Annotated in this window: 9 protein-coding genes; 8 read left to right on the top strand and 1 reads right to left on the bottom strand. The window is 43.4% G+C overall.

What is annotated here, in order from left to right; translation table 11 throughout:
- Positions 1 to 43 precede the first annotated feature (43 nt).
- Both HQR03_RS09290 and HQR03_RS09285 read left to right on the top strand, forming a co-directional pair.
- Positions 44 to 775 (top strand): Smr/MutS family protein, encoded by a 732-nt coding sequence (locus tag HQR03_RS09290; protein ID WP_025651188.1) that lies wholly within the window; start codon positions 44 to 46, stop codon positions 773 to 775.
- Between the two features lie 223 nt (positions 776 to 998).
- Positions 999 to 1,631, top strand: a complete 633-nt coding sequence (locus HQR03_RS09285; RefSeq protein ID WP_173239976.1) for a DNA-3-methyladenine glycosylase family protein — start codon at positions 999 to 1,001, stop codon at positions 1,629 to 1,631.
- Positions 1,632 to 1,775: 144 nt separating this feature from the next.
- On the opposite strand, the gene HQR03_RS09280 is transcribed toward HQR03_RS09285, so the two are convergent.
- The gene (locus tag HQR03_RS09280) at positions 1,776 to 3,803 is read right to left on the bottom strand and encodes a mechanosensitive ion channel family protein (RefSeq protein ID WP_173239975.1); all 2,028 of its coding nucleotides are present in this window, start codon (positions 3,801 to 3,803) and stop codon (positions 1,776 to 1,778) included.
- A 403-nt stretch (positions 3,804 to 4,206) separates the two neighbouring features.
- Here HQR03_RS09280 and HQR03_RS09275 point away from each other — a divergent pair, with 403 nt between their 5' ends.
- The 6 genes from HQR03_RS09275 (at position 4,207) to HQR03_RS09250 (ending at position 14,146) form a co-directional block, all read left to right on the top strand.
- Positions 4,207 to 6,189 (top strand): TonB-dependent receptor plug domain-containing protein, encoded by a 1,983-nt coding sequence (locus HQR03_RS09275; protein ID WP_173239974.1) that lies wholly within the window; start codon positions 4,207 to 4,209, stop codon positions 6,187 to 6,189.
- A gap of 336 nt (positions 6,190 to 6,525) precedes the next feature.
- Complete coding sequence (gene ahcY / locus HQR03_RS09270) at positions 6,526 to 7,950, top strand: adenosylhomocysteinase (protein WP_173239973.1); 1,425 nt, start codon at positions 6,526 to 6,528, stop codon at positions 7,948 to 7,950.
- 13 nt (positions 7,951 to 7,963) lie between these two features.
- Positions 7,964 to 8,812 carry a methylenetetrahydrofolate reductase gene (locus HQR03_RS09265; RefSeq protein WP_173239972.1) on the top strand — a complete coding sequence of 283 codons (849 nt, stop codon included), beginning with the start codon at positions 7,964 to 7,966 and terminating at the stop codon, positions 8,810 to 8,812.
- A gap of 206 nt (positions 8,813 to 9,018) precedes the next feature.
- A complete protein-coding gene (locus tag HQR03_RS09260) occupies positions 9,019 to 9,885 on the top strand; it encodes a 16S rRNA (uracil(1498)-N(3))-methyltransferase (protein WP_101212624.1) in 867 nt (288 codons plus the stop codon).
- Between the two features lie 191 nt (positions 9,886 to 10,076).
- Positions 10,077 to 11,789: a putative bifunctional diguanylate cyclase/phosphodiesterase gene (locus tag HQR03_RS09255; protein ID WP_244952014.1), complete on the top strand. Its 1,713-nt coding sequence runs from the start codon at positions 10,077 to 10,079 to the stop codon at positions 11,787 to 11,789.
- A 563-nt stretch (positions 11,790 to 12,352) separates the two neighbouring features.
- Positions 12,353 to 14,146: an acyl-CoA dehydrogenase C-terminal domain-containing protein gene (locus tag HQR03_RS09250; RefSeq protein WP_025651196.1), complete on the top strand. Its 1,794-nt coding sequence runs from the start codon at positions 12,353 to 12,355 to the stop codon at positions 14,144 to 14,146.
- Positions 14,147 to 14,176: the final 30 nt, after the last annotated feature.

Below are 14,176 nucleotides of genomic sequence, written 5' to 3'. Positions count from 1 at the left end.
TCAATCAATCATTCCTTCATTAACCAACGATACGTTAACTTTTATGTCAAATTCTCTATTTTCAAAAGAAATGCAAGACCAGCTCAAAGAGCTCAAAGGACAACTGAGCAAAGGTCGCGATACCAATTCGCCTGATGGTGACAATGGCAAGCCCACAGAACCTGTCTCGCTACTTACCCAAAAGCAGGTCAAAAAAACGGTCAAACAATTAGACAGTGAGCATATCGATGATGATAAAGTTCTCTTTATGCAAGCGATGCATGGTGTAGATCAGCTAGAGGACAAAAATGTCCGCTCCCCTGCCAATGCCGCAAAAGTGCGCAAACCTGACGCCGCGACTCTGTCGAAACGTGCCGCTGCGCAAGGCAGTGAAACGAGTGACTTGGGTGCAGGCTTATCAGATATGCAAGCGCTACTCAACCCCGTCGCTGGCGAAGCGTATTTGTCTTATAAGCAGCCAACGCTGCAAAATAAGGTTTTTACCCAGCTAAAACAGGGCAAGCTGCGTTGGTATGACGCAGTAGACATCCATGGCTGTACCATTGACGAAGCGCGCGCGGCTATGACTCAACTATTGAGCCAAGCGAAACAGAACAACGAAACCATGGTAAAAATCGTTCATGGTAAAGGTTCTGAGGCTATTTTAAAAACCTGCGTCAACGGTTGGCTACGTCAATTGCCAGAAGTATTGGCATTTTGCTCTGCGCCGCCCAAAGATGGTGGCAATGGCGCTGTATTGGTACTGCTTAAAAAGCCTAAAACTGATAGCGAATAAGCTGCTCGGTTAAAGAAAAAAAAGGACTGCATCTATGCAGTCCTTTTTGTTATGCTCATCATCGAAGCAACTGTTTGCATCTATAGTCCAAACATCCTAAAAACGCGATGCTGTTGCTGATATCAATTTTTTGTCGCCTCTATCAGCAGTGCGTCATCTATCGATATTACTTTTCACTCACTATAGCTTTAGCGGTATCTAAATCAATGAGGATAAGATATTTATGAGTCTACAAACTATTGAAAATGCTAAAGCATTAGAAGAGCATATCATCGCCTTGATTGCCATCGAACCGAGATTTGCACCTGTTTATGAGCAAGTTGGCGTGCCCAGTCTCAGGCACAATGCCGGTGGCTTTGAACAATTAATGAGAGCGATGGTTGGGCAACAGCTATCGGTAGCCGCGGCGGCCAGCATTTGGCAACGGATTGTTGCGGCAGGTTTGACCACTCCTAAAGCCATTAGCGAAGCGACGGATGAAACATTGCGCGCTCAAGGACTATCTAAGCAAAAGATACGTTATGTCCGCTCACTAGTAGACCATAACATAGACTTTGCGGCGCTAGTAAGGATGGCAAATGCAGAGGTTATAAACACACTGACAGCAGTCACTGGTATTGGGCGCTGGACGGCTGAGATGTATTTACTATTTTCTTTAAAACGTGCAGATGTATTGGCAGTCGACGATTTGGCGATTAAAGTCGCAGCGATGGAATTACTAGGTCTAGCAGAGCGTCCGACTCCAAAACAGCTAAACCACTTGACCGAAAGTTGGTCGCCACATCGTAGCGCCGCCAGTCTGCTGCTATGGTCGTACTATGGCTTGTTACGCGATAAAACTGCCGTACCATTATAACTGGATAACTGGCAGCCCCTTTATCGCTATCAAACAAAAAAATAAAGGGATGGCCAACGACCGTCGCCCTCATTTCACCCGCTACCGCCTGCTTAAAAGTCAGTTCTGCAAAGCCATTTTCACAAAGTCGATTCACCATAAATACTATGGCTGGTTCCAAATAGAGAAACCAAATTTTCTTTTGGAATGCTTAAACTTACGTTTTGCAAACGCATAAGTATGAATTTTACGGGCTTTTTTTGACTGAGCTTTTTTAGCCTTTTCTTTCTGTTTTTCAGCGACTTTGTCGTTGTTCGCACTGCTGGCATCTTTGCTGCTATTTTTACTGACGTTGATAGCTTTATGCTCGCTATCACTAGCAGTACTATTATCCGCATTGTTATCAATATTAGCGTCGTCATCATCACTAAGATTATCATTGCTATTGTGATAAGCATTGTCATCATTCGGCGTATTTGCAACAGAGTCAAGCGCAGTATTATTATCACGACCATTATCCATATGATGCTCAAGCTCCGCTTGATTGACAATCAACTGTTGGGTTGGTAGCGCATGCTCGACCTTATATTTTGCCACTTGATTGAGCACATCAACGAATACCACATTTTGCTTGTCATAAAACTCCATGACGTCGTTAGCATTAATATAAGCTTGTAACTGAATCACATAACAGTCTTGACGCAGCTCTAAAATATTGACTTGATTCCATTCATTATTGGTCAAATAATGCTCATTTAAAAACTCGTCTAAGTCTTTGACCATTTTGAAGACCACGTCAATATCGGCAGTACGCTTGAGATATAACTGATGAAAGAAGCGAAACATATCACGCGAGGTAAAGTTCTCGATTTGCATGGACGAGAAGTCACCATTGGGGACAGTGACAATCGTGCGCGTCAAGGTGCGTACACGTGATGAGCGAATACCGATATCGATGACCGTACCTTCATAAGTGCCAAACTTACAGTAGTCGCCGATACGTACGGGCGAATCCGCCACGACGACCACACTTCCCACGAGGTTCTCGATGGTTTTTTGCGCACCAAGTGCTAAAGCCAAACCACCGACACCTAAGGCTGCGATACCTGTTGTCAAATCAAAGCCTAAATTACCAAAAATGACGATCACAGCAAATATCAGTAGTAAGGCCTTAACAATTTTTCGCATCAACCCTAATATCGAAACCCGTTCAGTATGGTTTTTCTTATAGCTTAAGTTAACAGCACGCGTGAAAATAGCATCGATGACACGTAGTAATAACCACGTTATAGCGAGCCACGATGCAATCTCGGTAAAGCGATTGACTGGCTCACGCAGCGTCACTGACACCCCAGAATAGACCATCACCTCAGACAATATCAGCGCCATAATCACTACCGCAAGGGGCAAGATAACCTTGTCCGGCACTGGTAATGCCACACCGCGCACGCGTGGATAAACGAGCTTCAACAAATGATACAGCAGCCATACCATGACGTAGGTCAATAAAAAACTGCTCACAGTCATGGCCAAGGCGGCGAACAGATCCACCAATTGATAGCCGAAAAGCTTTTTACCTTCTAGCGAGTCGATCGTATAACGAGACACCAAGGTAGGATCGGTGTTTTCTAGAACTTCTGGTATTGAGCTGAGCGTTTCGGTAGAAAACTGCCAGTATTGTTCACCTTGCTTTGAGACGACGCGCTCAAGCAATAACGGCACGCTTTTATCACCGATACTGATGTTACCCACATTTTCTTGGCTGGGCGGTAGTTGGTCGGCTAAATTGCCTTCGAGCGTATTATTAATCTGCAAATCAGCTGAAAAGCGTCCACCCGCGTCAAGCGCTTGCTTAAATTGACGCACAGCAGTCGTTGGATTGTCTGATTTTGACAAATTAAGATAATTGCTCGCCAGCAAATAATCATTTTCGCCAAGCGCACTAATGAATCCTTGCACCGTATGCCGCGGGGTATCTCGTCCGAACGAATCAGGTAGCGGCTCGCTGGTACTAGCAGCCTCACTAGTTCCGCCAATTCCCAATACACTGGCCTCAGCAGCAAGGGCAGCATTTGGCAGTATCAGGCTAAATAATAAAGTCAGCAATAAGCTCAGCACAATCAGTGTTCTTGATAATGATGCCGTTAAAGACAAAGGTAAGCTAGCAGGACTCATACGACGCTTAGTAGACAAAACAAACCTCTTAATTTATAGATAAAATATTTATAAATATCAACAGTGATACATAAAAAATAGCTGAAACAGCCAATAATGAATATGACCTGCTGCCATGATAGCAATTATAACTAACGGTCGTGTTTTTGATTACATATTTTTATAACCGACAATGTTTCTGATGATAAGTCATCATTGTCTATAAACACAGCCTATACAGCACAATTATGCTAATTAACGCATAAAAATGGTTCAATAATCAATCATCATGAAAACAGCTCAGCTTACCGTGAATAAATATTGGCTAAAAGTGGTTTATAAAACAAAAGTATTTATAGATAATAGGCGCTGTTTAACTTGTCTACTTTTTTTTGTAAACTTTACCTTCTTAACCTTTGCTCATGTAACCTTGGAAATCATTATGTTGTTAACACGTTCTTCTTCGTCTACTTATTTACGCTGCTGTATTTTAAGTGCGCTTGGTGTATTTGCCGTAAATACAGCCATGGCTGTCACACCAGCTGACACTGACTTAGAAACAGTCAATGATAGTGAATTACCTCAAGTTGAGCTTGATAAAATTGTTGTAACGGCGACACGTACGCCGACTAAGACCAGTAATGTCATCGCTCAAACTCGGGTGATCGATAGCGAAGAATTACAACGCTCTCAAGGTCAAAGTGCGCTTGATGTAATTAAGCGCCAGCCAGGAATTAGTCATTACACTAACGGTGGTTCTGGCACCACATCAAACTTTTATATGCGTGGCTATAATAACAACCAAATATTAGTTCTTATCGATGGTGTACGTTATAGCTCAATGAGTGCAGGCGGCGCTACTCTCAGTTTGTTACCTGTAGATCAGATTGACCGTATTGAAATTTTATACGGTGCTTCAGGCTCTAGTATTTATGGTGCAGACGCGATGGGCGGCGTTATCCAAGTATTCACTAAAGGCAATAATATCGAACAAAGTAATGTTGCTGTGACCGCAGGTATTGGCTCTCATAATCAATATTTATATGGAGCGAGCGCTCAATTTACTAATGACAAGGGTACTACGCTGAGCCTAGCAGCCAGTCATAACGAAACAGACGGATTTAACGCTACTTTACCTGGTGACCTACCAAGTCAGACTGATGATGATGGCTTTGAGAGTGATAACTACAGCTTACTTCTTAATCAAAAAATTAACGATAGTTTAAGATTTGGAATTAGCGGTCTTTATTCAAAATCAACAACAGATATTGACGCTTATGATGATTACATGACGGGCGCTCCTGCTCTAAAGCATGCCTTTTCAGATCAAGAAAGTGGGGCTGCTAGTGCCTATCTTGAACATTTTACTGATAGCAGCAACACCAAACTTCAATATGGTTATAGTATCGACGAATCAACGACTTATGAGACTGACGCAAATAATGGCAGCCAATATGATACTAAGCAGCAGCAAATAAGCTTAATAAGCGTTCAAGACTTGCCAGTCGGCAAATTAACTCTGGGCGCTGAGCATTTGAAGCAAAAACTTGAGTCAAATGTATATGATGCCGATGATCGTAAAACTACCAGTGGTTTTTTGGGTTATTTGCTGTCATATAATGGCTTCGACGCGCAAGCCAATATACGATATGACGACTATTCAGACTTCGACAGCGAAACTACTTATAACTTAGGCGGTGCTTATAATATTAGCCCTGATTTTCGTATTGGCGCAAGTTACGCTAAAGGCTATCGCATACCGACCTTTAATGACTTATACGGACCTAAAAGTTGGGGCAGTAATCCAAATCTAAAACCAGAAACTAGTGATAACTACGAAGCTTTCATTGAATATAATACTTCACTGCAATCGACACGCATCACAGGTTACCATAATAAGGTCGACGACCTTATTGCCAGTGATGGTAAAAGCACCCCTGAATACATTTATGGACAAAGAATAAATACTGACAAAGCCAAAATCAAAGGGGTGACATTGACTTCAGATTGGGTAATTGATAATTACCTATTTGGAGCCAGTTACGACTACCAAAAAGCTAAAGATGATAGTGATTACACGGGTAAAGTCGACTATCTTGGTAATCCTATTGATTACAATGGTAACTACCTCCCTATTCGCCCTGAGAACAAAGGCCTTATCTACTTAGGCTATCGTTTACCGAGTTTAGATATCCGTGCTGAATATGAATATATAGGTCATTATTATTACAGTGTAAACAATGCTGATTCACAGATCATAGACAGCTTTGGTCTATTTAATATTAGTGGCAATTATCAGTTGACGGATAATTTAACAATGAGTGCTCGCTTAAATAATATTACTAATAAAGACTATGTGACAGCGCTTGGCTATAACACTGACGGCACTAACTTCTTTACCTCATTAACTTATAACTGGTTCTAAACCCAATCAAATTGCACAAAATGTATATCAACAATCAAGGTCATCCAACGATGGCCTTTTTTTGTGCCCACCAAAAAGGCAAAATCACTCATACCTTTACTGCCTAATATTTATGTTATCCAATAGGTGACAATCACTGATTCATCTATTACAATAACGACCTCCGAGAGGTGTTGCGCCATAATAAATTTTATTGCATATAAGCTTTATCGCTTTGCAAATCATTTGTTATGTTAGGCTCGGTTAACTGTTCATTGCCATTTATGGTTATGAACAGCGCAAATAACGGCACCTGCGTTTTTATTCTTTTTATCTATTAACTGATAGGAGCATATTATGGACGCAGTGTCTAACACCCCATCTGCCCATACGATCGACCCCTCTTTCACCGACTATAAAGTCGCCGACATCAGCCTTGCTGATTACGGTCGCCGTGAAATCACTTTAGCCGAAGCCGAAATGCCTGCCCTAATGGGTTTGCGTCGTCGCTACGAAGCCGACCAACCGCTTAAAGGCGCGAAAATCGCTGGCTGTATCCACATGACAATTCAGACTGCGGTCCTTATCGAGACACTCGTCGCGCTAGGTGCTGAAGTACGCTGGACTTCATGTAATATCTTCTCAACCCAAGACCATGCTGCTGCGGCTATTGCTGCTGCGGGTATCTCTGTTTATGCTTGGAAAGGCGAAACCGAAGAAGAGTACGAGTGGTGCTTGCGTCAACAAATCCACGTTGGCGGCGAAGCCTCAGGTCAACTTTGGGATGCAAACTTAATCTTGGATGATGGCGGCGATTTAACCGCATTGATTCACAATGATTATGCTGAGCTACTTGATAATATCCATGGTATCTCTGAAGAAACTACTACAGGTGTCCATCGCTTGGTTGAAATGCTTAATAAAGGCACGCTAAAAGTACCAGCGATCAACGTCAACGATGCGGTTACCAAGTCTAAAAACGATAACAAATACGGTTGCCGTCATAGCTTAAATGACGCCATCAAGCGTGCCACTGACATGTTCCTTGCTGGTCGCCGTGCCTTAGTGATCGGTTATGGCGATGTCGGTAAAGGCTCTACGCAAAGCTTACGTCAAGAAGGCATGATCGTACGTGTCTCAGAAGTCGATCCTATCTGTGCCATGCAGGCATGTATGGATGGCTTTGAAGTATTGTCACCTTATATCAACGGCGATAACACCGGCGGCGCAGAGAATATCAACAAGCGCTTGCTTGAAGACACTGACATGATTGTCACTACTACTGGCAACTATCATGTTTGTGATAGACACATGCTTGCGGCACTTAAGCCTGGTGCGGTCGTTTGTAACATCGGTCATTTTGACACTGAAATCGATACCCAATTTATGCGTGACAACTGGCGCTGGGTTGAGATTAAGCCACAAGTGCATCAAATCTTCCGCTCAGACGATGAAAACGATTATTTGATTTTGCTTGCTGAAGGTCGTTTAGTAAACCTAGGTAATGCCACTGGTCACCCATCACGCGTGATGGACGGCTCATTTGCCAACCAAGTATTAGCACAAATGTATTTGTTTGAAGAAAAGTTTGCTGACTTGCCAGTTGATGAGCGCACTGACAACTTATACGTCAGAGTATTGCCTAAAAAGCTAGACGAAGAAGTCGCTGCTGCCATGGTTGCTGGTTTTAACGGTACATTAACTAAGCTGACGGAAAAACAAGCAGAGTATTTGGGTGTGCCTGTCGAAGGTCCGTTCAAGCCTGACGCTTATAAATACTAAAAGGAGCTAGCCTGTGAGTAAGCCTGCTTTCTCCTTCGAGTTTTTTCCGGCCAAAACCGAGCAAGGACATGAAAAGCTCCTCAGCACTTATGATGAGTTAAATAAGCTATCACCTGCTTACTTTTCAGTGACCTACGGTGCGGGCGGTTCAACCCGTAGCCGCACTTTGGATATCGTCCAAGCTTTGTGCGCGCGCGGTGAGACGGATATTGCGCCGCATATGTCTTGTATCGGTGATGACAAAGCGGAAATCGCTGAATTGCTCGATCTTTATAAAGGCTTAGGCATCCAGCGTTTGGTCGCTCTGCGTGGTGACTTACCATCAGGTCAAGTAGGTATGGGCGAGCTACCGTTTGCGTTAGACTTGGTGAAGTTTATCCGTGAATATTCAGGTGATCACTTCCGTATCGAGGTCGCAGCCTATCCTGAGATGCATCCACAAGCGCGTAGCTTTGAGTTTGATGTTGACAACTTAGTCAATAAATATCAGGCTGGTGCCGATGCATCAATTACCCAGTTTTTCTATAACACGGATAGTTATTTATATCTGCGTGATACGTTAGAGAAGCGCGGTATCGATACAGTAGCGCAGCCGTTAGTCGCAGGCATTATGCCGATTACCAACTCTAGCAATCTCGTACGCTTTGCCGATAGCTGTGGTGCTGATATTCCTCGCTATGTGCGTAAGCGCTTGGCAGATTTTGGCGATGACCGCACCGCTATTCGCGAGTTCGGCTTTGATGTGGTCTATCGTTTATGTGAGCGCTTGATTGCCGAGGGCGTACCTGCCATGCATTTTTATAGCATGAATAAGGTTGAGCCAAACAAGCGTTTGGTTGAAGCGTTAGGTTTGATTGCTTAAATATTGACCGAATGTATTGCTTAATGACTGGCGTTCTTAGGAGCGCCAGTTTTTTTGTTTTGCTGATGACTCATCTTATGCTAAGAACAGCCTTATTTGAGCTGTTTTTATTCCCCAAACACCTGTAACAATACCCCTCTCTTCTCAGCTCATATTCTGCTAATATATTGGGATGGATTATTGTTCAATTAAAGGATTAAGCGACTGTGCGACGTTTTTTTTATGCCTCCAGTAACGATACGAACACCCCCTTTCCCAAACTTAGCACCTTGCCTATGGGTGCTAGTGTCGAATTAACAGACAGTATTGTCCATCATTGGTGCCGGGTACTACGCGCAAATATCGGTGACCAAGGCATTTTGTTCGATGGCTTTGGCGGCGAATATCAGGTACAGCTACAAGCGATCAGTAAAAAAAATGCCACAGCGACTTTACTGACCCAGATCGAGAATGACCGCAGCGCTTCTATATTAACTAAAATCGGGCTGGTGATGAGTCGTGGCGAACGCATGGACTATGCGATTCAAAAATCTACCGAGCTTGGCGTTACTGCGATCCAACTCCTCAGCAGTCATCATGGCGAGGTCAACCTCAAACCCGCACAAGTTGAAAAAAAGTTGGCGCATTGGCAACAAGTCGCTATCGCCGCCTGTGAGCAATGCGGCCTTAATCGCCCACCACTTATTCTTGCGCCATTATCGATTGATGACTGGCTATTAAATATAGCCGCTAGCGAAAAATTAAACGAAAAAGAAATGGTGGTCAGCCCTATAGTAGCTGAGCTGAGCCAAGATTCTTATTATCAAGTATTACAGCAACCGGCAGATTTACGTTTGCAACTGAGCGTGCCAGCAGCAGGACAACCTTTGCGGCCAGAGACGCTATCAATTGCACTAAAAAGAGATAAACCCTACGTAGAGTTGCTCATCGGCCCCGAGGGTGGTCTGAGTAATGATGAGCGCGCACAAGCACAAGCAATGGGCTTTGCGCCTTGGCAAATTGGACATCGCGTATTGCGCACTGAGACTGCGCCGGTCGTTGCCTTGGCGACATTGCACGCGCTTCGTTATTAACGACAAAATGTTATTGCCAATATCATGCTGATAGCTAGGGTAAACGAAGCGTGCTGATACGACCCTTTTCATTGCCTTGCACGCTGGGGGTATAACTTGTACCGCTAAGCTTACGATATGATTTACCAAGGTTATATCTAGCAAAGACTGACCAACTTTTTTGACTTGATGTTGATTTAATGAGTCCAACTATGACTACTTTTACCACGCTTCCACTCTCGGACAAGCAGCAACTGTTGACCCAGTTATGCGAGCAATCTGAAGACGCTATCTTTATCCTAGATGCAGACTTTCGTTATCTATCAGTCAATGCCATTTATGAGATTATGATTGGTTACAGCGAATCTTTTTTGCTGGGCCGACCGCTTGGTATATATGCGGCTGAATTCTTATCAAAAGAAGAGCAAGCAATTTTACATGATCTCACCAAAGCCTTAGACAGCGAAGGATTTCATGAAATCGATTTTTCGATGGCGAATCGCTATGGACAAGTCCTAAACTGTCACATTACTTATCGCAGAATCTATGTGGGGCAAACGGCTTATTATGTCGGTGTGGTTCGTGATATGTCGTCTGTTGTCGAGGACAGAAAACAAGTGGCTCATCTGCTTAATTACGATCAACTGACCGGCTTGCCCAATCGCAAGGTGTTTTTGAGTCAGACCAGTGAGCTGTTGTTAGAGAGTTATCAAGAGGTGGTGATTGTACGTCTTAATATTGATCGTTATCGCAATCTTGCCAGCCTACTCGGCCCTGACGGTATCAATACACTCATAGAGAACTTTGTACTGCGGGTCAAAACCTTAAAGCTTGACAACTTACGCTGTTTTTCTCATTTTGGTGGTGATGATTTTGCTTTATTGTTCGAATGTAATGACGCCAATACCGTACGTAATCAGCTAGATAGCTTGATGCAAATGTGTGAGCATCCGTTCTCTATCAATGATGAGCCAGCCGAAGATGCGGACATTTATTGTCATATCTCCGTTGGCGTCAGTTACTTCCCTGAAAATGATCACGAAATGGCGGGGCTATTGACCAAAGCCGAGAAGGCCTTACATTATGTGAAGCAACAAGGTGGCGACGACATCTGTTGGTACAATAAAGCAATCAGCGAAGCGACTGCCAATAGTTTACAGCTAGAGGCCGAGCTTAGAGCAGCCAGCAATGAAGTTCAGTTTATACCCTACTATCAACCCAAGTTTGCCTTAGATACCGGAGCCATCACTGGCTTTGAGGCGCTGGTACGTTGGCAGCACCCCACTCGCGGACTGCTAAAACCTGTCCACTTTATGAACGCCATCATTACTCACAAACTGTCGTTTGAGCTATTCTCACAAATGGCAGTCCAAATTGCACAACAGCTATCAATTTGGCAAAAACTTGGCTTCGATCAGCATATCTGTATCAATGCGGATGCTGCTGAATTTAGCCATCCTGATTTTTATGAAATGGTCAGCAACTTGTTTTTACAGTACGACATCAGCGCTCAACAATTGCATATTGAAGTAACAGAATCCTCATTGATACAACGCCATGCCAATGTCAAGAAACAGCTCGATTTACTAAAAGAGTTGGGGATTTGTTTGGCGCTAGATGACTTCGGCACAGGTTATGCATCTTTAAGCTATTTACAAGAATACCCTTTTGACTTTATCAAAATCGATAAAAGTTTTATATCAAAGATTGAAACCAACCGTACTCAATACGCCATCGTCAAGGCAATTTTAGATTTGGCAGTGGCACTTGACATGCAAGTTATCGCTGAAGGTATCGAAACCGAGCAGCAGCGTGATTTACTATTAGACATGGGTTGCCAGTACGGGCAAGGCTATTGGTTCGGCAAACCAGTGACTGCTGATATCGCAACCGAACTGCTAAGGCAGCAGTACTCATCCAAATAAGACATCTTAAGATATATATTGACTTTGGTAATGATAGTAAAGGGCAAGAGAAATATCAGCAAACTAAAGTCAGTAAGGCAGTTAACATAATGATATTAACAACTTATTTAATACCATTTTTCGTCGATTTTGCCCTTTCTAGCTTATTAATCCCTTTTTTGTCCAGATTGAAGACAAATTCAAATCTTTTTGTAAAAATGACTCGCTAGTTTTTTAGTCGATTATTATCATTCATTTTTTTCGCCTAACGTTGATTGCATAACGGATGCAAGGTAGGTTCATGACTTATCAGTGCTGTCACTAAACTTGTATAATCGCCTATGAAAGCCTATCTTTTATGGTGCATTTGTTAGAGCCAATTGAACATTAAACTGACTTTAACAATCACCATTCGTTTCAATACTATTTTATACAATCGACACCTTAGATGAGCCGTATCCGTCTCTACCATTCCAGTAGACACTTCGGATACAGTCAGTTCTGTCTCATGCGCGAAACTTTAGCGCATGAGACAGGATAACCAGCTATTGGTCTCGATTGCATTCCAAAAAGGACAGGAAGTTATGCAATACAAAGCGCCCTTACGTGACATTCAATTCGTGATGCATGAGTTACTCGACAGCGAAAGTCACTACAAAACTTTGCCTGCGTTCCAAGAAGCAGATCGCGAGTTGATGGACAGCCTGTTTGAGATGGCAGCGAGCTTTGCTGAAAATGAGCTATCACCACTGAATCAAAGCGGTGATGCTGAAGGTTGTCAGTTTAACAATGGCGCTGTTACCACGCCAAAAGGTTTTAAAGAAGCATACAAAGCGTATTGTGAGCTTGGCTTCCCAGCGTTGTCTGCTGAAGAAGCATTCGGTGGTCAAAACATGCCGTTTTCATTATCGACGGTCATTAATGAGATGGTTGGTACAGCTAACTGGTCATTCTCTATGTACCCTGGCCTATCACACGGTGCCATCCAGACCATTGAACATCATGGTACTGATGCACAAAAACAAACTTACTTAGAAAAAATGGTCACTGGCGAATGGTCAGGTACTATGTGCTTGACTGAAGCGCATGCAGGTTCTGACTTGGGTATCATTCGTACCAAAGCTGAGCCAAAAGAAGATGGTAGCTATAGCATCACTGGTCAAAAAATCTTTATCTCAGCTGGTGAGCATGACTTAACCGATAACATTATTCACATCGTTTTGGCTCGTCTACCAGGCGCTCCTGCTGGCACCAAAGGCATCTCGTTGTTTATCGTTCCTAAAGTCATGGTCAACGAAGACAGCAGCTTGGGTGAAAATAATAAAGTCGTTTGTGGTTCTATCGAGCACAAAATGGGTATCAAAGCCTCAGCGACTTGTGTCATGAACTTTGATGGCGCAACTGGTTACTTGATTGGCCCTGAGAACCGTGGTTTACAGTGCATGTTTACCTTTATGAACGTCGCTCGTATCGGTACGGCAGTTCAAGGTTTAACGGCAGCAGAGTATGCGTTCCAAGGCTCACTGACTTATGCCAAAGACCGCTTAGCGATGCGTTCACTATCAGGTGCTAAAGCGCCAGAAAAAGTGGCCGATCCTATCATCGTCCATCCAGCGGTTCGTAACATGTTGTTGACCGAAAAAGCCTTTGCAGAAGGCGGTCGTGCCCTAGTTTATTACCTCTCGCATTTTGCGGATACCGTTGCCAAAGGCGAAGGCGACAACCTGAAATTTGCTGACCAAATGCTGTCATTATTGACACCAATTGCTAAAGCATTCTTGACTGAGACTGGTCTAGAAGCGGCTAACCATGGCGTACAAGTCTATGGCGGTCATGGTTTTATCAGCGAATGGGGCATGGAACAAAACGTCCGTGATACACGTATTGCTTGTCTTTATGAAGGTACTACTGAAATACAAGCGCTCGACCTCTTAGGTCGTAAAGTGTTGGGTTCACAAGGTAAATTGCTTGCCAACTTCGTACAAATCATCCAAACGTTCTGTGAAGAAAACAGTGACAATGACGAGATGGGTCAGTTTATCCGTCCACTTGCCAAGCATCTAAAAGAATGGGGCGATTTGACGTCACGTATCGGTATGCAAGCGACTGAAAACGCAGATGCAGTCGGCGGCGCGGCAGTTGATTACTTATACTTCAGTGGTTACGTCACTCTAGCCTACTTATGGGCTCGTATGGCATTGGTCGCGCAAACTGAAATCGCTAACGGTAGCAGCGAGCAAGCATTCTATGATGCCAAGATTAAAACCGCACAATTCTACTTTGCAAAACTATTACCACGTACCACTACTCACGTACAGCGTATCGCTACTGGCGTTGAACCGTACATGACGATGGATGTTGATCAATTTGCTTTTTAATAAGCCCTAAGTAGATCCAATATTTGCTTA

Origin of the sequence: Psychrobacter okhotskensis, from assembly GCF_013248965.1 — a bacterium.
GTDB classification, from domain to species: Bacteria; Pseudomonadota; Gammaproteobacteria; order Pseudomonadales; family Moraxellaceae; genus Psychrobacter; species Psychrobacter okhotskensis.
This window is presented reverse-complemented; position numbering and strand designations above follow the sequence as displayed.